Source organism: Herbaspirillum sp. C7C8 (assembly GCF_022627875.1).
Classification (GTDB): domain Bacteria; phylum Pseudomonadota; class Gammaproteobacteria; order Burkholderiales; family Burkholderiaceae_D; genus Herbaspirillum.
In genome coordinates, this window is record NZ_JABXGG010000012.1 from 68,785 (window position 1) to 89,591 (window position 20,807).

Below are 20,807 nucleotides of genomic sequence, written 5' to 3' on the forward strand. Positions count from 1 at the left end.
TTGGGAAGCCTGGGTGGTGCCTTCGCCATGCTGCGACGCCCGCCCGCCAATCAACAGCAATCAAACCACTACGGAGTACTCTATGAAAAAGTCCATCCTGGCCCTGGCCGTGCTGGGTGCCTTCGCCGGCGCGGCGCACGCGCAAAGCGGCAGCGTGACCATCTACGGTGCGGTCGATGCCAGCCTGTCCTATACCAACAAGATCGCCACCAAGGACGGCAAGGAGACGGGCGGCCAGATGGCGCTCGATTCCGGTCTGCTCAAGGGTTCGCGCCTGGGCATCAAGGGTATCGAAGACCTGGGCGGCGGCCTCAAGGCCGTCTTCACGATCGAGAACGGATTCAATGTCGATACCGGTGAGGCAGGTCAGGGCGGCGTGCTGTGGGGCCGCCAGGCGACCATCGGCCTGTCCGGCAACTTCGGTACCATCCTGGCCGGCCGCCAGAAGGACGTCCTGGACGATGTGGGCAGCATCAGCTCGGCGGGCGACTTCGGCGGCGTGGTCAGCCGGGTCCACTCGCTGAACCTGGATCGCACCAACGGCGAGCGCGTCAACAACTCCATCCGCTACAACACCCCGAACTTCAACGGTTTCACCGGTAGCGTCATCTACGGCTTCGGCGAGACAGCCGGCAGCACCGGCGCCGGCCAGTCCTTCGGCCTGGGCGGTACCTACGCCAATGGTCCGTTGAACATCGGTCTGGGTTATTTCCAGAGCAAGTTGGGCGCAAGCTCCAGTGATGTCAACGGTCCTGCGGCTTGCAAGGGCGAGGTGGTTGGCAAGGACCGTGCCGGTGATACCTGTCTGAAGACCTGGACGCTGGCTGCGGCCTACGACTTCGGTGCGGCCAGGGTCTACGGTTCCTATTCGCACGTGGCGCTGCCGCTGGGGAAGGTACCGTCGGAGATCGCCAACAATCCGAAGCATGACTACAGCTTCGCCTCGCTGGCACATCCCAAGGGCCGCAATCCCCAGCCGACGTACACGATGGACAGCACCGGTCACTACGTCATCGGCGGTGCCAACAACCGTTCCAGCAGTACGCTGGATATCGGTGTGAACTACCGCGTCGCGCCGTCTCTGTCGCTGATCAGCAGCCTGCAGTACACCCGCGCCAGGTTCATCGGCAGCGCCGATGGCCGCCTGCTGCAGGTCAACCTGGGCGCCAAGTATGACCTGTCCAAGCGCACCAGCACCTATGCCGTCGTACGCAACCTGCGTTCGTCCGACATGTACAGCGTGGGCCTGGGCAAGGAACGCGTCCCTGGTCTGGACCGCAGCCAGACCGGCATCAACGCCGGCCTGATCCACAGCTTCTAAGATCTGGCACTGCATCCGGGCTCGTGGGAGCCCGATGTTTGGCCCGCATCCGCAAGGGTGCGGGTTTTTTTTATACCTCGGTGCGTGACGACACATGGTGCCGGCGCAGAGTGCGCTGAGCGGCTTTCCTGACAGCGCGGGTACGCAAGGGCCTTGGCATCGTTTTGGTGATGGCGCAAGGGAGCCGGTCCGAGCGCAGGGCAACAAAAAACCCGCATCATCGCTGATGCGGGTTTTTCACTTGCAGCACAGGCCATGCAGCGCATGGCCCGCAGCCGGAAGGCCAATTACATCATGCCGTCCATTCCGCCCATGCCGCCCATACCACCCATGCCGCCAGGCATGCCGGCCGGCTTGTCTTCTGCCACTTCGGCCACCAGGGCGTCGGTGGTCAGGATCAGGCTGGCCACGGAGGCAGCGTTCTGCAGGGCCGAACGGGTCACCTTGGCCGGATCCAGCACGCCCAGTTCCACCAGGTCACCGTAGGTGCCGTTGGAAGCGTTGTAGCCGAAGTTGCCCGAACCTTCCAGCACCTTGTTCACCACCACCGACGGCTCGTCGCCGGCGTTGAAGACGATCTGGCGCAGCGGTTCTTCGATGGCGCGCAGCACGATCTTGATGCCGGCTTCCTGGTCAGGATTGTCGCCCTTCAGGTCCTTGACGTTGGCGCGAGCGCGCAGCAGGGCCACGCCACCGCCAGGCACGACGCCTTCTTCAACAGCAGCGCGGGTAGCGTGCAGGGCGTCTTCGACGCGGGCCTTCTTTTCCTTCATTTCGACTTCGGTGGCAGCGCCAACCTTGATCAGTGCAACACCGCCAGCCAGCTTGGCCACGCGCTCTTGCAGCTTTTCACGGTCGTAGTCGGAGGTGGCTTCGCCGATCTGGGTGCGGATCATTGCCACGCGTGCTTCGATGCCAGCGGCTTCGCCGTTGCCGTCGATGATGGTGGTGTTTTCCTTGCCGATTTCAACGCGCTTGGCTTGGCCCAGCTCAGCCAGGGTAGCCTTTTCCAGGGTCAGGCCGACTTCTTCGGCGATCACTTGGCCGCCGGTCAGGATGGCGATGTCTTCCAGCATGGCCTTGCGGCGGTCGCCGAAGCCAGGAGCCTTGACGGCAGCAGTCTTCAGGATGCCACGGATGTTGTTGACCACCAGGGTAGCCAGGGCTTCGCCTTCGACGTCTTCAGCCACGATCAGCAGCGGACGGCCAGCCTTGGCGACTTGTTCCAGCACCGGCAGCAGGTCACGGATGTTGGAGATCTTCTTGTCGAACAGCAGGATGAAGGGATTGTCCAGGGCGACGATCTGCTTCTCTTGGTTGTTGATGAAGTACGGCGACAGGTAGCCGCGGTCGAACTGCATACCTTCGACGATGTCCAGTTCGTTTTCCAGCGACTTGCCGTCTTCGACGGTGATGACGCCTTCCTTGCCGACCTTTTCCATGGCCTTGGCGATGATGTCGCCGATGTCCGCGTCGGAGTTGGCCGAGATCGAGCCGACTTGAGCGATTTCCTTGGAGGTGGTGGTGGGCTTGGCCAGGTTCTTCACTTCGCCGACGATGGCGGTGACAGCCTTGTCGATACCGCGCTTCAGGTCGGTCGGGTTGAAGCCGGCGGCGACGTACTTGAAGCCTTCGCGCACAATGGCTTGCGCCAGCACGGTGGCGGTGGTGGTACCGTCACCGGCGTTGTCGGAGGTCTTGGAAGCGACTTCCTTGACCAGCTGGGCACCCATGTTTTCCAGCTTGTCCTTCAGTTCGATTTCCTTGGCGACGGAAACGCCGTCCTTGGTCACGGTCGGGGCGCCGAAGCTGCGCTCGAGCACGACGTTGCGGCCCTTGGGACCCAGGGTGACCTTGACTGCATTGGCCAGGATGTTGACGCCGTTGACGACCTTGGCGCGTGCTTCATCGCCGAAAATAACTTGCTTTGCTGCCATGTTGGATTCTCCAGAAATTCGGTTCAGTTCATATAGCCTGGCGCGCGACTGAAATTTCAGGGGCGCCGGCTGCTGTCTTGCTGCCGCAGGCCTTCAGATTTTCTCTATCTATATAGAAGGAAAAGGAAGGCCGGATGCCGAATTACTTCTCGACGACGGCGAACAGGTCTTCTTCGCGCATGACCAGCAGTTCCTGGCCATCGACCTTCACGGCCTGGCCGGAGTACTTGCCGAACAGAACGCGGTCGCCGACCTTCACGGCCAGTTGACGGACCTTGCCATCTTCCAGGATCTTGCCGTTGCCGACGGCCAGGACTTCGCCTTGGTCCGGCTTTTCGGTCGCTGCGTCAGGCAGAACGATACCGGAAGCAGTCTTGGTTTCCTGGTCGAGGCGCTTGACGATAACGCGATCGTGCAAAGGGCGAAGATTCATGAGAACTCCTTAATTTTCAATAAGTTAGCATTGATTGCGGCGTAGCCTGCAACGGTTTTCTTCCAAATGCAGCAAACCTCACCGCAAGAAAAAGGGGATTGCGTCCGGCGGTGCTGTTAGCACTCTGCCGTGACGAGTGCTAAGTATAGGGATGGGGCGGGGAATTTTCAAGGCGTCGATGGCCATGCCTGAGGTTTTCCGCTGCCGCAGGGCAGTCCGGAGCTCAAAAAAATTCGAGGCTTAATCAGAATAATTATCAAACGCCCCGAAAAATGCGCATGACTTAATACGAATCATTACTATTCCGCCTCCTTTCGGGTGTCTGCCCGAAAGATTCCTTTTTTCAACAAGAAACAAGAAATAAACGGCGGAGGTTCGCCAATATTTTTATTGGACCGAAATGTTATGAAGACTAGTCAGGCCACTTTGCTTTTTGCGCACGATCTACGCATCGCCACCTCAACCCTCGTCTCGCTGGCCATGCTCGGCTGGCCCCTGGCAAGCCTGGCACAGCAGCCGGCCGCGGCCCAGGTGCAGTCCGGCCTGGAGCCCATCCAGGTCAGTGGCGACTGGCTCGGCACCAGTCTGGAGAGCAGCGTGAAGACCTATCCGGGGGCGCGCACCGTGGTCAAGAAGCAGGAGATCGACAGCACGGGCGCCATCAGCATCGGCGATCTGATGCGCCGCATCCCCGGCGTGCAGTCCAGCGACAACGCCGGCACGGCAGGCAGCGCCATCGCCCTCAACATTGGCGTGCGGGGACTGACCGGGCGCTTCTCGCCGCGCTCCACCATCCTGCTGGACGGCATTCCGATGGCGGTGGCGCCCTATGGACAGCCGCAACTGTCCTTCGCACCACTGAGTCTGAACAACATCGAATCCATCGACATCGTCCGCGGTGGCGGGGCCGTGCGCTTCGGGCCGCAGAACGTGGGTGGTGTCATCAACTTCAAGACGCGCTCCATCCCGGCAACCACTGGCATCTCCGGCGATGCCTCGGTGCGTTACAACAGTTACGGTCAGGGTGGGGGCAATACGCAGACCACGGCCTACGCCGGCGGCCAGAACGACAACGGCATCGGCATGGCCTTTCTTTACTCGGGGCAGGATGGCCGCGGATGGCGCGACAAGAGTGACGAGCACCTCAATGATTTTGCACTGAAGATGCGTTACGCCCTCTCGCCGAGCGCCGAACTCTACGCCAAGCTCAACTACTACGACGTGATGAGTCGCACGCCGGGCGGGCTGACCACGGCGCAGTACGCCGCCGATCCGTTCCAGAACACACGCCCGCGCGACAACTGGAGCGGCACCCGCAAAGGCTTCGACCTGGGTTACCTCAACACCATATCGGACCATCAGGAGTTCGAGATCCGTAGCTATTTCAACCAGGCCACCCGCCAAAGTACCTTGATCAATGCTGCCCGGGTGCAGCTCTCGCATCAACCGCGCAACTACGAAACCCTCGGCATCGAGCCACGCTATACGCATCGCCTTGCCTGGGGCAGCGTCACGCACGATGTCACGGTCGGCTATCGCCATGTCCGCGAGCGTGGCGACGACAACCTCTATAACGAGTCAGTGCGCACCGGCGCACTGAGCGGATTTGCCCAGTTCCGTAACAGTACCGATGCCCACGCCGGCTATATCGACGACAAGATCGCCTTCGGCCAGTGGCGCATCACCCCGGGCCTGCGCTTCGAGTACGTCAGGTCGACCCGAGTTGACGTGAATAAAAAGGCATCCTACGAGACCGGCAGCAACAAGCCGCTGCCCTCCATCAATGTGGCCTACCTGCTGACCGGGCAACTGACCTTGTTCAGCAACTACAACACCTCCTTCGGCGTGGTGCAGAATTCGCAACTCAACACCATGTCCTCGGCCAATCCGCTCTCCCCGGAGCTGGCCAGGACAATGGAAGCGGGCGCGCGCTGGAAGAGTGCGCAGGCGTCTGCCGAAGCGACGCTGTTCCACCTCGATTTTGACAACCAGATCGTGTCCGTCCAGGGAACCAATCCCAGTGTCTTCCGCAACATCGGCAAGACCCGACACGATGGCATCGAACTGGCAGCGGACTATACCTTTGACCAGCAAGGTCCGTTGCAGGGCTGGTCGGTCTTTGCCAACTACACCTACACCCGGGCCCTGCAGAAGTCGGGCAGCAACCCCGGCAAGGACCTGCCGTTCTATGCCCGTACGACCGATACGCTTGGCGCACGCTTCAAGTCCGGCCCATGGGGTGTGAGCCTGTCGACGACGCACCAGAGCCGACAGTTCGCCGATGAAGCCAACACCCTGGCCGAAAGCACCGACGGCAGCCTCGGGGAAATTCCGGGTTTCCGCCTCTGGCATGCCCAGGCAAGCTGGAAGGTGCCAGGCAGGAAGGGGCTTGATGTCACCGCCGGCATCAACAACCTGACCGATCACCGCTACTTCACCCGTACCGTGGACGGCAATCCTGGCAAGCTGGTGGGCGCGCCGCGTACCTTGTACGTGCAGGGGCGTTACGCATTCTGATCAGCGCCTGCGAAAGACGCGTCGTGAACGGGCCGCCATGGAAGGTTCCTGACGGCGGCCCCTCACTGACGGGTGCGATCAGCGCATCAAGGCCGGAATCTGCGGCAAATGAATGAAAATTCTCATTTTGCAGGATCATTTGCGCGTGGACTGAGGTTTCCGGGGTAGTCTGCCTGAGTTTCAAGTGCAGTTTTCTTCCGGTCGCCCACCCTTATTGGTGCGCTCCTTCGCATTTCGATTCAAAAAAGTGCATAAAACGTGCGATATGAATGAACAACCGCGTTGGCACGGAACTCGCTCTCCCAGCCGCACCATTACGGTGTATTCTGCCCGGCGGGGCGGTGTATCGGAGGAGCTGCCCCGCCTGGCCTGGCGCTTTGGCCGGGCCGCTTGCCTGCTGTGGCTCCGTCCCTTTTTAACCGGGGATGACCATGCGGAAAGCGCCCGAGTCGAGATGCTGCAAGGCATGGCTCGTTTTTTGCAGTAGCAGAGTCCGCAAGCAAGAACCGGTCAGCGACTGGGAGGCGCTGCGGCGCTTTCCGATCATGGCACCGTCCACATGGCGCTCAGGATCGGTCAGTGCACATAACAAATGGCACAACGAACTGCGTTTTCAATCTTTCATTGGAAGTAATAGGAGCAATTCATGCAAAAAATCAAAATGATTCCTGTCGCTACGGCACTGGTGGCAGCGTTCGCATTCGCAGGGGCTGCGCAAGCACAAGAAGTCATCAAGATCGGTCACGTCGCTCCCCTGACCGGTCCCAACGCGCACATCGGCAAGGACAACGAAAACGGCGCCCGCATGGCCGTGGACGAACTCAACGCCAAGGGTTTCATGATCGCCGGCAAGAAGGTCACCTTCCAGCTGGTGGCCCAGGATGACGCTTCCGATCCGAAGCAAGCCACCACCGTGGCTCAGGCCCTGGTCGATGCCAAGGTCAAGGGCGTGGTCGGTCACATGAACTCCGGCACCACCATCCCGGCTTCCAAGATCTACTATGACGCCGGCATCCCGCAGATCTCGCCGTCGGCCACCAACCCCAAGTACACCCAACAGGGCTTCAACACTGCCTTCCGCGTGGTGGCCAACGATGGCCAGCTTGGTGGCGTGCTGGGCCGCTATGCCGTCAATGAGCTCAAGGGCAAGAGCGTGGCCGTCATCGACGACCGCACCGCCTACGGTCAAGGCGTGGCCGAAGAATTCCGCAAGAGCGCAATGGCTGCCGGTGCCACCATCGTGGCAACCCAGTACACCACCGACAAGGCCACCGACTTCAACGCCATCCTGACCTCGGTCAAGTCCAAGAAGCCGGATCTGGTCTTCTTCGGCGGCATGGATGCCGTGGCCGGCCCGATGCTGCGCCAGATGGACCAGCTGGGTATCTCGGCCAAGTTCATGGGCGGTGACGGTATCTGCACCACCGAACTGCCGGCCCTGGCCGGTGCCGGCCTGAAGGACAGCGAAGTGGTCTGCGCCGAAGCCGGTGGCGTGACCGAAGCCGGCAAGAAGCCGCTGGAAGACTTCAAGGCAGCCTACAAGAAGAAGTTCAACCAGGACGTCGTGATCTACGCACCGTACACCTACGATGCGCTGATGACCCTGGCTGATGCCATGCAGCAGGCTGGCTCGTCGGATCCCAAGGTCTACCTGCCGTTCCTGGCCAAGATCCACCACAAGGGTGTGACCGGTGAAATCGCCTTCGACTCCAAGGGCGACATCCTCAACGGCACCCTGACCCTGTACACCTACAAGGGTGGCAAGCGTACCCTGCTGAGCGTGGTGAAGTAAGCAACAAGCTTCACATCCGGTTCCATGACGGTACCGGATGAAGCCGCTGTGACAAGCCCCGGCCCTGGTGCCGGGGCTTTTTGTTTCATATCGACCAAAAACCGGGCCGCCCCGTCAGCGCATTTCAAGATTATAATGAGACACGTTCTCATTTCATTTTCTTGCGGTCATGGCCGACCTTGCATCTTCCCGTCATCAAGACATCGCTGGCATCTACACCGGGCATCACCGGTGGCTGCTGGGGTGGCTGCGCCGTCGCACCGACAATGCCGACCTGGCCGCCGACCTGGCCCAGGATACCTTCGTCAAGATGATGGTGGCGCGCCGCGACTTCAGCCTCGATGAAGTGCGCGCGCTGCTGGCCACCATCGCCCGCGGCCTGATGATCGACCATTTCCGCCGCTGTGCGCTGGAAGCGGCCTTCCTGGAGATGCTTGCGCAGATGCCGCCCGAGCATCTGCCTTCGCCCGAAGCGCAACTGCTGGTGCTGGAAACCCTCAACGAAGTCGACGCCATGCTGGCCGCGCTCCCCCCCAAGGTGCGCAGTGCCTTCCTGCTGTCCCAGCTAGATGGCCTGGGCTATGCCGAGATCGCGACCCGTCTGCAGGTCTCGCTCAGTTCGGTGCAGCAATACATGAGGCGCGCCTTCACCGCCTGTTACCGCCTGCAGTATGGCCGCTGACATCAGCCCGCCGAGCGAGGACATCGTCATGGCCGCCATCGACTGGATGGTCAGACTGCAATCGGGCAGCGCCACTGACCACGACCAGCAAGCCTGCCGCCGCTGGCGGGCTCAATGCCCGCAGCACGAGCTGGCCTGGCAGCGCCTGCAGTGCCTCAGCGAACGGATCGCCACGCTGCCCGCGACCCTGGCCCATGGCAGCATCGGCGCCAGTCCTGCCCGTACCCGCCACAACCGCCGCTTCGCCCTCAAGACCCTGTGCATGACGATCGGTGCCGGGCTGCTGGCCACCAGCGCTGCGCGCCTGGCGCCATGGCAGGCGTGGATGGCCGGGTACACTACCGGCACCGGTGAACGGCGCCGCGTGGTGCTGGCCGACGGCACCGTGCTGGAACTCAACAGCGCCACCGCCGTGGATGCGGATTACGACCAGCAGCGGCGCCTGCTGCACCTGTATCGCGGCGAAGTGCTCATCAGCACGGGACATGAACGTGATCGCCCCTATCGGCCCTTGCTGGTGCAGACCCGACTGGGCCAGGCGCGCGCGCTGGGCACGCGCTTCCAGTTGCGTGATGCGCAGGAGGGCATGCGCCTGGCTGTTTATGAGGGCGCGGTGGAATTCCGTGCTCATGATGAGCTCGCGGCGGTACGCGTGGACGCCGGGCAACAGGGGCTGTTCGATGCGCAAGGACTGGTCGGCAGTCTCGCCCCGGCCAATGAGCAGGCCAGCGCCTGGATCGAGGGCGTCATCATCGCCGATCACATGCCCCTGGGCCAACTGGTGGCCGAGCTGGAGCGCAGCCTGCCTGGCAGGCTGCGCTGCGATCCTGCGGTCGCCAGCCTGCCGATCTCAGGCGTGTTTCCGCTCGACCAGCCCGCCCGCATCCTGGCCGCGATCGCCCGGACCTTGCCGGTGCGGGTCGATTCCTTCACGGACTACTGGATCACCTTGCGACCACGGGATGCCACCTGATGCAGGCATTGGCGTAAATCATTTTCATTTTTTTCTGCAGGTTTTTGGATCTCGTTCGGTTTACCAGAGAGCAAGTCCTCTTCAGCTAATCACCCAACGAGATCCATGACCATCCGAACCTGCTTCCCCTCGCGTCCGACCTTGTCCCGACTGGCGATACTGGCCGCTTTAGCCAGCCCCATGGCGGCTGTTCAGGCGCAAGCCACCGACACCCAACGCCAGAGCTACGACATCCCCGCCGGGCCGTTGGACCCGAGCCTCAACAGTTTCGCCCGCCGTGCCGGCGTGCTGCTGTCCTTCGATCCGGCCCTCACGCGCGAGCGCCAGAGCAAGGGGCTCTCCGGCCGCTATACCGTGGCCGAAGGCTTTGCCGCGCTGCTGGCCGGCACGCCCCTGCAAGCCATCCGCAATGCCGATGGCAGCTACACCGTGATGGCCCCCGCAGGCATCACCGGCAGCAATGCCAATGCCGTCCTGCCCACCGTCACCATCACCGAAAGCGCCGACCCCACCGCGCCCTATGCCGGTGGCCTGGTGGCGCGTGGCGGCAGCCTGGGCGTGCTGGGCACGGCCAGCGTCATGGACACGCCCTTCAGCACCACCAACTACACCTCGCAAGGCATCGAGGATGTGCAGGCGCGCGCCATCGGTGACGTCATCACCAACGATGCCTCGGTGCGCAACACCAATGGCAATGGCGGTTTCGGCGACAGCTACCAGATTCGCGGTTTCACCATGTCGGCCAATGACGTGGCCTTCAACGGACTCTACGGCATGGTGCCGCTTACACGCATGCCCATTTCCATGGTCGAGCGCATTGAAGTACTCAAAGGGCCGGGAACGCTGATGTATGGCATGGGGCCGGCCGGCGGGGTCGGCGGGGCGGTCAACCTGATCCCCAAGCGGGCACATGAAGATCCGGTCTCCAGCGTCACGGCCACCTATCTCTCCAATTCGCAGTTCGGCGTGAAGGCCGACCTCGGACGTCGCTTCGGCGAGCAGCAGGAATGGGGCATCCGCGTCAATGCCCTCTATGCCGATGGCAATACCGGCCTGTCCGGCAGCAATCAGCAGCAGAGCATGGGCTCGGTCGGGCTCGACTACAACGGTGGCCGCGTGCGCTGGAGCCTGGATGCGTATACCCAGCATGAAGACGCGCGCAACTTCCGCCCGCAATTCAGCGTCAGCAGCCTGGTCATGCCGGAAGCGCCCTCGGGCAAGACCAACCTCTACCCGGGCACCACCCTGCAATCGGACGACAAGGCCGTGACCACGCGCCTGGAATACGACATCAACGACCAGCTCACCGCCTACGGTGCCGTGGGCTATCACGAGGCCAGCTCCTACCAGAGCTTTCCCAGCGCCACCATCCTCAATGCAGCCGGTGATACGGGGACTCTCTCCAATGGCTATTACGACCAGAAGGTGGTCTCCACCTCCGCCGATGTGGGCCTGCGCGCGCGCCTGAACACCGGTGGCATCAAGCACACCGTGATGCTGGGCGCAAACATGCTGGACCAGCAGACCGATTATTTCTACCTCTCCGAAAGCAGCAGCGTCACCTCCAACCTGTATCGCCCGGTGGCGCTGGCCGCCATTACCGGTGCACGCGGCCAGCCCACGCCGCAAAGCCAGGTACGCCTGACCAGCCTTGCCCTGACCGATACGCTGTCGCTGGCCGATGACCGCCTGCGTTTCATCGTCGGCCTGCGCCGTCAACAGGTCTATTCGCACAGCCTGGTCGATGCCACCCAGACCTCCAACAAGACCGCCATCTCGCCGGTACTGGGTGTGGTCGTCAAGCCGGTGCAGAACGTCTCGCTCTATGCCAACTACACGGCGGCGCTCAGTGCCGGTGGTTTCACTTCGGCCAGCGACGGCAATCCCAACCAGCTCTTCCCGCCCTACAAGTCCAAGCAGGTGGAAACCGGGGCCAAGGTCGACTGGGGCCGCATCACCACCACCGCCGCCGTATTCCAGATCGAGCAGGCCAATTCCAGCACCACGCTGGTCAATGGCGTGAGCACCACCACCCAGGATGGCCGCAACCGCGTGCGCGGACTGGAACTGGCGGCCTATGGTGAAATACGGCGCGGCCTGCGCTTCAATGCCAGCGGCACCTTCTTCGATGCCAAGCAGTACCACACCGACAATGGCACCAATGACGGCAAGGATGTCGGCGCCATCCCCAACAGCAATTTCAATCTCGGCCTGGACTGGGATGCGCCCTGGCTGCAAGGCTTGGCCTTCAATACCCGCGTCACCCGTACCGGCTCGATGTGGTACAGCAACGAGAACAAGCTCAAGGTGCCGGGATGGACCCGCGTCGATATCGGTGCGCGCTACATCACCCGAACGGCAGGGCAGGTCGTGACCTATCGCGCCAACATCGAAAACCTGTTCGACAAGAATTACTGGCTGATGCAGAACGGTTATGTCGGCACGGCATCGGGGCGCACTCTGGTGCTGTCGGCACAGGTCGATTTCTGATTTGCACGTACTTAGTTGTGAGTTGCATCTAATACCCTGCTGCTGAAAGGCAGCAGGGTATTTTTTTTAAAAAACTTGGTCGATATAAATAATTTATACTGATTATCGAAATGGCTCAGGCTGCTTCATCAAGCCATTTCCATGTCCATCTCCCTCGCACTTTCCAGGAACACCTGCCGCAACCACTCGATGCCCGGATCATTGGTGCGATAGCGGTGCCACTGCATCATCTGGTGCATCTCCGCCAGCGGCAGCGGGCTCTCCTTCAACACCACCGGCAGCTGCGCCGCCAGCCTGCGCGCCAGCCGGCCATGCACGGTGGCGATGCGGTTGGTCCCTTGCACCAGCGCTACGCAGGAAGCAAAGCTGAAGCTGGTCACTTCCACCCGCCGTGCAAAGCCCAGCTTGTTGGCCATCCACGCTTCCACCGACGAGGCATTGGCACCCGGCGGCACCATCACCACATGACCGGCCTCCATGTAGCGCTCCAGCGTCAGCTTGCCCTTGGCCAGAGGACTGTGGCGCCACACCACGCAGACATGACGTTCGCGAAACACTTCCTCCGCAGGATGATCAGGCGTACAGAATTCTTGCGGCAATACCAGCAGATCGACTTCGGCCCGGTCCAGCGAGCGGGTCGGGTCCTGCACCTGCGGCATGAGCGCAAAGCGGATCTGCGGCCCCTCGGCGTGGGCGCGTGCGATCACCCGCGGGATCAGCACGTTCAGGCTGAAGTCCGACACCGAGATGCGGAATTCCCGATGGGAGTCGGCCGGCACGAAGGCCGGCTTGGCCGCGATCGATCCTTCGATGCGCCGCAGCACATCGTTGACCGCGTCGCGCAGCACTTCGGCACGGGGCGTGGCTTCCATGCGGCGGCCGACCTGGATCAGCAACTCGTCATCGAAATACTCGCGCAGGCGCCCCAGTGCATTGCTCATGGCGGACTGGCTCAGGTGGATCTTCTCGGCGGCGCGGCTGATGTTGAGTTCGGTCAGCAAGGCGTCCAGGGCGACCAGCAGATTGAGGTCGAGCTTGTTGAAACGCATGAATAAGTCTCCGTTGTCGGGGGCCGGCCTTTCTTCTGTGCAAGGCTTGCAGGGCGCGGTCATGTATTGATCCCGTCCATATCATGAATCAAAACAATCCATTTGATCAATATCAACCACAACCTTAATCTTCACCCAACCGCTGCACGGCCTCGCAGACAGACACGAGAAAAGGCTGGCACGGCAAGCTGGTGGCGCATTGGTTGCGCCACTGTTGAGCCTGGCCCCGACAAGACGCCGCGACGGCGAACAACAAGCCAGGCAGGGTAGGAGACAAGGAGACAGCAGTGAAGAGAGGAACCGTACCAGCCCGGCGGCTGGGCAATCGTGCCGTCCTGGCCACCCTGGCCGTGATCGGTGCTGCCAGCATGCAGTCCGCGCAAGCCTTCGAAGGGGGTGTTTCGCCATTCCCCACCGGGTCCACCAGTGAATACATTGCCGCCCTGCCGCCCATTGCGGGCCTGTTCGCGGTGCAGCAGTTCAACTACAGCAGTGCCGACGGACTCTACGACAACAACGGCAACAAGCGTCCTATCCCCTTCAAGACGGATGTCTACTCGGCCACCACGCGCCTGCTGGCTTCCTACGGTGTGCAATGGATGGGGGCCAAGGTGTATTCCCAACTGGTGCTGCCGGTGGTCTCGCTGCATACCGAAGTGGCCGGCCATGGCGAAAATCACAGCGGTCTGTCCAACATCACCTTCACGCCCTTGCTGCTGCGCTGGGATGTCGCCGCACATACCAATGTCACCTTCGGCTTCGACTTCGCGCTCAAGACCGGCTCCTATGATGCCAAGCGGACCAGCGTGGCAGTGGGCTACAACTCCTACCAGCCGGTGCTGGCGATCCGCCACAACGATCCGGACGGACTGGACCTGGGCATCTCCAACCGCCTGCTCTTCAATGACAAGAACAGCGATACCAACTACCGCTCCGGCACGGCCTATGTGGCCGACTTCATCGGCGGCTGGAACTTCGGCAAGTGGAAGGTGGGCGTTACCGGTTCCTACCTGAACCAGTTCACCGATGATCGCCAGAACGGCGCGGATATCACCGGCAATCGCTCCCGCAGCTTCGCCATGGGCCCCACGGTGGCCTACAACGCCGGTACCTACAGCATCAACATGAACTACCAGCGCGGTCTGTATGCCGCCAATACGACCAAGAGCAATGCCGTCTGGATCAACTTCGCCATGCCGCTGTGGCTGGGCGGCCCGCGCTGAGCCGGCGTCGGCCTCGCCGGGCATCACTCATCATCAAAGGAGTTACACCATGTTCCGTTACTTCCCGACGAACTATGTCTGGAATCTTTCCGTCGACCTCGCCATCGAGATGGGCGCGCGCATCGGTGAAATCGAAGCCATGTGCGCCCCCTTGCAGGAGGCGGCCAAACAGCCTGACGCCGAAGGCACCGCTGCCTTCCGCGCCACCTGGGCGGACATGGCAGAAAAGCTGTGCAGCCTGGCCGCCGAAGACGAAGTACGCGGCCGGCTGCTTTCCGCAGGCGCCAAGTACAAGCGTGCGGCCAGCTACCTGCTGACCTGCGAACGCCTGCAGGCGCATGGCGCGCCCGGTCGGCTGGAACTGTATCGGCGCTTCCTGGAGGTGTTCCAGCGCGGCATCACCCTGGCCGGCGAGAACTGCGAGCGGGTCGAGATTCCCTATCAAGGCAAGGTCATCTCCGGCTTGTATGTACGCGCCAACAAGGTCAAAGGTCCGGCCCCGATTCTGGTGCAGCTCAATGGCCTGGATTCGACCAAGGAAATGAAATACCTGGTCGGCCTGCCCGGCTGGCTTGCCGAGCGCGGTGTGTCCTCGCTGGTGATCGACCAGCCCGGCACCGGCGAAGCGCTGCGCCTGCATGGCATGACCGCGCGCTTCGATGCGGAGCACTGGGCAAGTCACGTGGTGGACTGGCTGGAGCAGCGTGATGATGTGGATGCCAGCCGCATCGGCTGTGAAGGCGTCTCCCTGGGCGGCTACTACTGCCCGCGCGTGGTGGCCATGGAGCCGCGCTTTGCCTGTGGCGTGGTGTGGGGAGCCAATCACGACTGGCGCGATGTGCAGAAAAAGCGCCTGGAAAAAGAGGGCGATTTCCCCGTGCCGCATTACTGGCAGCACGTCAGCTGGGTGTGGGGCACCAAGGATATCGACGACTTCATGCGCATCGCCGAAGACGTGCATCTGGATGGCGTGGTCGAGAAGATCCGCGTGCCTTTCCTGGTCACCCACGGCGAGAAGGACACCCAGATTCCCCTGAAGTGGGCGCACCGCACCTACGAACAACTGGTCAACAGCCCCAAGCGCGAATTGAAGGTCTTCACCGATCGCGAAGGCGGCGCGCAGCACGCCAGTTTCGACAACTCCATCAACGCCGGCCACGTCATCGCCGACTGGGTGGCCGAGACCCTGGGCGGGCGCACCAAGGCCTGATGCGCACGACGCTACGACACAACACCGAGTCAATCACAAGGAAATCCGCATGAACATCATTGGACCCGATGCCCTGGTCTTTGGCGTGGACGATCTGCCCGCCTGCCGCCAATACCTGATCGACTATGGCTTGAAGGATGTCGGTCATGACCGTTACGAAGCCCTTGACGGTACCGCCATCGTGCTGCGCGCCAAGGACGATGCCACCCTGCCACCGCCCATGGCGACCGCCAGCCTGCTGCGCGAGACCGTCTATGGCGTGGCCGATAACGCCACGCTGGATGCCATCGAAACCGAACTGCGCCGCGACCGCGAGGTCAGCCGCCGCGATGGCGTGGTGCGCAGCGTCGACGACATGGGTTTCGCGCTGGCCTTCCAGGTCACCGTACGCCGCCCGCTTGCCATCCCCTCCGAACGCGTCAATGGTCCTGGCGATGCCCAGCGCGCACCGAACCAGCTGGGCCTGCCCGCCGATGTGCAGGCCCTGCCGCGTACGCTGTCGCATGTGGTGTATTTCGTTCCTGACGCCGCCAAGGCCGAGGCTTTCTATCAGCGCCTGGGCTTCGTCTGTACCGACCGCTTCACCGGCGTGGGTCCCTTCCTGCGTCCCGCGGGTACGCAGGACCACCATACCCTGTTCATGATCCAGACCCCGCCCTTCATGAAAGGCTGCGAACACTTCACCTTCCACATGGGCGGTCCGACCGAAGTGCTGCTGGCCGGTACCCGTTTCGTCGAGAAGGGTTACCAGAGCTTCTGGGGGCCGGGGCGTCATCGCTTTGGCAGCAACTGGTTCTGGTACTTCAATTCACCGCTGGGCTGCCACGTCGAATACGATGCCGACATGGACCTGCACGACGAACAGTGGGCCGCGCGCGAGGCGCCGATGGGTGCTGATGCCTCGCAACTGTTCCTGTTCCAGTACCGCGAAAAGTGGGCGCCGAGTGGTCCGCCGCCGGGCGCCGCACGCTGATCCGCGCGGGGAGACGGCCATGTACCTGTGTCATGTCACGCAATTGCCCGAAGACGGTGCACGCGGTTTCGATACCGACGGGGCCGGGCAGGCCACCATCTTCCTGTTGCGGCGGGGCGACCAGATCCGCGCCTGGCGTGACAGCTGCCCGCACCACGGCACCCCGTTACCGTGGCGGCGCGATGCCTATCTCGACGCCAGCGGCCAACACGTGGTCTGTGCCGCACATGGTGCGCTGTTCGATCCGCTCACTGGCGTCTGCACCCTCGGCCCCTGCCTGGGCGATACGCTCACGCCGGTGGCGCTGCGCCTCGACGACGACGGCGGCCTGCACCTGGCCACCGGCGCCGATGCTTAACCCTTTCAAGAACAAGATTCAGGAGACACCATGACACTCGCAGCCCAACGCATCCTCATCATCGGCGGCGGTTTTTCCGGCATGTCCGCCGCCATCGATCTGCGCCGCCGTGGCGCGCAAGTCGACCTGGTGGAACTGGATGCCCAGTGGCGCAACTATGGCGCCGGCATCAGCCTGGGCCCGGCCACGCTGCGTGCCCTCAAACAACTGGGCGTACTCGATGTCTTCCTGCGCGAAGGTGCGGCCGGTGACGGCGTGCGCCTGTGCCTGCCGCACGGACCGCAGATCGCCGAACTGCCCACGCCGCGCCTGGCCTCGCCCGATGTCCCTGGCGGCGGCGCCATTCTGCGTCCGGTGCTGGCGCGCATCCTGGCCGATGCCACCCGCGCAGCCGGTACCGATGTGCGCCTGGGCTGCACATTCACTGCCGTGCGCGAGATCGGTGACGAGGTCGAGGTAGACTTTACCGACGGCCAGACCCGTCGCTACGATCTGGTGATCGGTGCCGACGGCCTGTACTCCAAGCTGCGCGCCCAGCTCTTCCCCGACGCACCCAAACCGCGCTACAGCGGCCAGGCGGTATGGCGCGCCATCCTGCCACGTCCGGCAGAGATCACCACCTGCACCATGTGGATGGGGCCGCGCATCAAGCCCGGCGTCAATCCGGTTTCCAAGGACGAGATGTACCTCTTCGTGACCGAGCCGCGCCCGGTCAACGAGCACCTTGATCCGGCCAGCTTCGTGGCGCGTCTGCGCGGCCTGCTGGAAGATTTCAGTGCACCGGTCCTGAAGACCATCCGTGACCAGCTCGATGACAACGCCCGCATCATCTTCCGTCCGCTGGAAGGTCTGCTGCTGCCGCGTCCGTGGTACCAGGGACGTGTCGTGTTGATCGGTGATGCGGTCCATGCCACCACGCCGCACCTGGCTTCGGGAGCCTGTATCGGTATCGAAGACGCCCTGGTGCTGGCCGACGAACTGGCGCGCAACACCAGCGTACCACTGGCCCTGTCAGCCTTCGAGGAGCGCCGCTGGGAACGTTGCCGCATGGTGGTGGAGAACTCGGCGCGGCTGGGCGAGATCGAGGTCGAGGGCGGCGACAAGGAAGAGCATTCCCGCATCATGCGCGAGTCGCATGCGGCACTGGTCCAGCCCATCTGACATCCATAAAGATTATAAAAAATATAAACGATTAACGGTTCTGCAATCCGCGTACGACGCGAGGAGACAAGATGATCACGACCTATTCCAAGCGCGCCCTGGCTGCGCTGATGCTGGCCCACTGTGCCGGCATGATCGACCTGGTCGCGCTGCCCGTCTGGGTCGGCACGCTGGTGGCGCATTACCACTTCGATGCGCGTCAGGCAGGCTTGCTGGCGTCGCTGTTCCTGGGCGGCGCGGTACTGGCCAGTGCCGTGCTGGCCCCGCGCTTCGATCCGGAAACGGCGCGCTGGAAGGCGGCCATCGGCTTTGGCCTGTCGGCGGTGCTCTTTGCGCTGGCCGCGCAGACCCAACATTACCTGCTGCTGGCCTTGCTGCATGCGGTGTGCGGGCTGACCACCGGTCTTTCCCTGAGCGTCACGCATGGCACCATCGCGCGGGGCAGCAATCCGCATCGCGGTTTTGCACTGGTCGGCATCGCGCTGGGCGTGTTCGCCATCCTGTTCCTGGGCAGTGCACCGCCTGTCATCGCCAGCCTCGGGGGCGCTGCCTTGTTTTACCTGTTTGCGGGCGTGATGGCGGTGGGGGCGCTGGCCTGCGCCCTGGCGTTTCCGCGTGCCGAGACCGATGGCACGGCCCGCGTGGCTGCGCCGCGCCAGCCGGTGCCACGCCAGGTCTGGTACGGCATTGCCGGCATTGCCTGCATGGGTCTGGTGCAATCGATGACGTTCAGTTTCCTGGAGCGCGTGGGCAGTGATCGCGGATTCGGACTGCAAGCGGTCACGGGTGTGCTCATCGCGCTGGGCTTCGTCAATCTCCTGCCCGCGCCGCTGGCGGCCCTGCTGGAAAAACGGCTGCCGGCCCGCAGCGTACTCATGGCCGGCCCGCTGGTGCAGGCGCTGCTGGTGGTGGTGATCATGACTTCGGCACGCTTTGCACCCTATGCCGCGGCGGCCTCGGTCTTTGCTGCCGTGATGATCTTCACGCACACCTTTGCCTTTGGCCTCATGGCCCGGCTGGACCGCAGCGGTCGCGCCATGGCCGCCACGCCCGCCATGCTCATGACGGGCGCGGCCATCGGCCCCATCCTCGGCGGCACGCTGGTGCAGGGCTGGGGCTATGGCAGCCTGGGACCGGTGGCCCTGCTCCTGGGCGTGAGTGCATCGATCTGTTTCTCGCGACTGCCACGTGCGGTCGCCGTTCAACCCCAGGAGGCCCTGGCATGACCGTATCCCCGCAAGCGCGTCGGCGTCATCGTTTCGTCGACCTGTCCATCTACCTTGAAAACGACGTACTCTCCGACCCGCCACCCCTGGCACCGAAGATCACTTACCAGAAGCACGCCGATACCCTGCCCGAGTTCATGGCCATGCTGCCCGGTACGCAGCCCGAGGACTATCCCGATGGTGAAGCCGCCGCTGCCGAGTGGGTCACGCTGACCACGCACAATGGCACGCACCTGGATGCACCCTGGCATTTCCACTCCACGCAGGATGCCAGGAACGGGGGCGCACGTCCCTCCATCACCATCGATGAAGTCCCGCTGGAATGGTGCTTTCAGGCCGGCGTGAAACTGGACTTCCGTCACTTTCCTGATGGCTATGTGGCCACCGCCGCCGACGTGGACGCTGAACTCAAGCGCATCGGCCACGTGCTGCAGCCACTCGATATCGTCGTGGTCAATACCCGCGCCGGATCGCGCTACGGTCATCGCGACTATCTCGGTGCCGGTTGCGGCATGGGCTACGAAGCCACCATGTACCTGCTCGAACGCGGTGTGCGCCTGACCGGTACCGATGCCTGGAGCTGGGATGCACCCTTCTCCTATACCGCACAGCGCGTGGCCGAGACCGGCAACAAGGCGCTGATCTGGGAGGGACACAAGGCCGGTCGCGATATCGGTTACTGCCACCTGGAGAAGCTGCACAACCTCGAAGCCTTGCCTGCGCACGGCTTCACCATCAGCTGCTTTCCCCACAAGATTCGTGGCGCCAGCGCCGGGTGGACCCGCGCGGTAGCGATCTTCGACGAAGGCTGAACCCGGCTGCCACCCTGGCAGCCATCAGCAGATTCACGCACGACCAGCATTTCCATGGAGCCCATGATGTCCTTCCCACCGATACACCGCGTCGTCACCGGCCACGATGCACAAGGCCGATCCATCGTCAGCAGCGACGGCCCGCTGCCCACCGTCGTGGAGGTGGCCGCCATTCCCGGCACGCTCTTCCATGAAGTCTGGAGTACCGGCGCCACGCCTGCACGTGTGGACAATGGGGCTGATCCCACCCTGGGAGCGCTGGTCCTGTCACCGCCTGAACGCGGCACGCGCATGCGTTTCGTGGACATCCCGGCCGATACCGAGGAATTCCTTGCCAGCGGCAACAGCAAGATGCACGAAGCCTTCAGCCAGATCGGCGAGGCTTCGGCCTCCACCGTGCAGGCCGACTCCCCGCACCCGCTGATGCACCGGACCGAATCGGTGGACTACGGCATCGTCATCGAAGGCGAGATGACACTGGTATTGGAGCGTGGCGAAGTTGCCCTGAAACCCGGCAGCGTGGTGGTACAGCGCGGCACCAACCACGCCTGGGCCAATCGTTCGGGCAAGCCCTGCCGCATGCTGTTCATCCTGGTCGATGGCGAGTATGACCCGGCCATTGCCGCGCAACTGGGCAAGGGAGCATAAGC

At 62.8% G+C, this 20,807-nt stretch carries 17 protein-coding genes; 14 read left to right on the forward strand and 3 right to left on the reverse strand.

Going from position 1 to position 20,807, the window contains the following annotated elements:
• Positions 1-82 precede the first annotated feature (82 nt).
• On the forward strand, positions 83-1,321 hold the full coding sequence (locus tag HWE01_RS15040) for a porin (protein WP_008325964.1): 1,239 nt from the start codon (positions 83-85) through the stop codon (positions 1,319-1,321).
• Between the two features lie 287 nt (positions 1,322-1,608).
• Here the strand turns inward: HWE01_RS15040 and groL are convergent, their stop codons facing one another.
• Together groL and groES are read right to left on the reverse strand one after the other, a co-directional pair.
• On the reverse strand, positions 1,609-3,258 hold the full coding sequence (gene groL / locus HWE01_RS15045; protein WP_008325965.1) for a chaperonin GroEL: 1,650 nt from the start codon (positions 3,256-3,258) through the stop codon (positions 1,609-1,611).
• Between the two features lie 142 nt (positions 3,259-3,400).
• The gene (groES, locus tag HWE01_RS15050) at positions 3,401-3,691 is read right to left on the reverse strand and encodes a co-chaperone GroES (protein ID WP_008325967.1); all 291 of its coding nucleotides are present in this window, start codon (positions 3,689-3,691) and stop codon (positions 3,401-3,403) included.
• 405 nt (positions 3,692-4,096) lie between these two features.
• Here groES and HWE01_RS15055 point away from each other — a divergent pair, with 405 nt between their 5' ends.
• From HWE01_RS15055 to HWE01_RS15075, 5 genes are all read left to right on the forward strand, one after another.
• On the forward strand, positions 4,097-6,208 hold the full coding sequence (locus tag HWE01_RS15055) for a TonB-dependent receptor family protein (RefSeq protein ID WP_241822227.1): 2,112 nt from the start codon (positions 4,097-4,099) through the stop codon (positions 6,206-6,208).
• Positions 6,209-6,854: 646 nt separating this feature from the next.
• A complete protein-coding gene (locus HWE01_RS15060; protein WP_008325990.1) occupies positions 6,855-8,000 on the forward strand; it encodes a branched-chain amino acid ABC transporter substrate-binding protein in 1,146 nt (381 codons plus the stop codon).
• 169 nt (positions 8,001-8,169) lie between these two features.
• On the forward strand, positions 8,170-8,682 hold the full coding sequence (locus HWE01_RS15065) for a sigma-70 family RNA polymerase sigma factor (RefSeq protein WP_241822228.1): 513 nt from the start codon (positions 8,170-8,172) through the stop codon (positions 8,680-8,682).
• A gap of 28 nt (positions 8,683-8,710) precedes the next feature.
• On the forward strand, positions 8,711-9,655 hold the full coding sequence (locus HWE01_RS15070) for a FecR domain-containing protein (protein ID WP_241822229.1): 945 nt from the start codon (positions 8,711-8,713) through the stop codon (positions 9,653-9,655).
• Positions 9,656-9,760: 105 nt separating this feature from the next.
• Positions 9,761-12,145: a TonB-dependent receptor gene (locus tag HWE01_RS15075; protein WP_241822230.1), complete on the forward strand. Its 2,385-nt coding sequence runs from the start codon at positions 9,761-9,763 to the stop codon at positions 12,143-12,145.
• Positions 12,146-12,273: 128 nt separating this feature from the next.
• On the opposite strand, the gene HWE01_RS15080 is transcribed toward HWE01_RS15075, so the two are convergent.
• Complete coding sequence (locus tag HWE01_RS15080; RefSeq protein WP_008325999.1) at positions 12,274-13,194, reverse strand: LysR family transcriptional regulator; 921 nt, start codon at positions 13,192-13,194, stop codon at positions 12,274-12,276.
• A gap of 368 nt (positions 13,195-13,562) precedes the next feature.
• Between HWE01_RS15080 and HWE01_RS15085 the strand changes: the two genes are divergently transcribed.
• The 8 genes from HWE01_RS15085 to HWE01_RS15120 all read left to right on the forward strand — a co-directional run bounded on the left by HWE01_RS15085 (position 13,563) and on the right by HWE01_RS15120 (position 20,805).
• A complete protein-coding gene (locus HWE01_RS15085) occupies positions 13,563-14,417 on the forward strand; it encodes a SphA family protein (protein WP_050978060.1) in 855 nt (284 codons plus the stop codon).
• Between the two features lie 49 nt (positions 14,418-14,466).
• A complete protein-coding gene (locus HWE01_RS15090) occupies positions 14,467-15,627 on the forward strand; it encodes an alpha/beta hydrolase family protein (RefSeq protein ID WP_241822231.1) in 1,161 nt (386 codons plus the stop codon).
• A gap of 49 nt (positions 15,628-15,676) precedes the next feature.
• Complete coding sequence (locus HWE01_RS15095) at positions 15,677-16,600, forward strand: VOC family protein (RefSeq protein ID WP_008326002.1); 924 nt, start codon at positions 15,677-15,679, stop codon at positions 16,598-16,600.
• Between the two features lie 19 nt (positions 16,601-16,619).
• Positions 16,620-16,958, forward strand: coding sequence for a Rieske (2Fe-2S) protein (locus tag HWE01_RS15100; RefSeq protein ID WP_008326003.1), 339 nt, complete (start codon positions 16,620-16,622; stop codon positions 16,956-16,958).
• A gap of 30 nt (positions 16,959-16,988) precedes the next feature.
• A complete protein-coding gene (locus HWE01_RS15105) occupies positions 16,989-18,119 on the forward strand; it encodes an FAD-dependent oxidoreductase (RefSeq protein ID WP_241822232.1) in 1,131 nt (376 codons plus the stop codon).
• Positions 18,120-18,190: 71 nt separating this feature from the next.
• On the forward strand, positions 18,191-19,345 hold the full coding sequence (locus HWE01_RS15110) for an MFS transporter (protein ID WP_241822233.1): 1,155 nt from the start codon (positions 18,191-18,193) through the stop codon (positions 19,343-19,345).
• Entirely contained in the window at positions 19,342-20,157 is an 816-nt protein-coding gene (locus HWE01_RS15115; RefSeq protein WP_241822234.1) for a cyclase family protein, read from the forward strand. Before HWE01_RS15110 ends, HWE01_RS15115 begins: the two co-directional genes overlap by 4 nt.
• A gap of 66 nt (positions 20,158-20,223) precedes the next feature.
• Positions 20,224-20,805, forward strand: coding sequence for a cupin domain-containing protein (locus tag HWE01_RS15120; RefSeq protein ID WP_034349905.1), 582 nt, complete (start codon positions 20,224-20,226; stop codon positions 20,803-20,805).
• Positions 20,806-20,807: the final 2 nt, after the last annotated feature.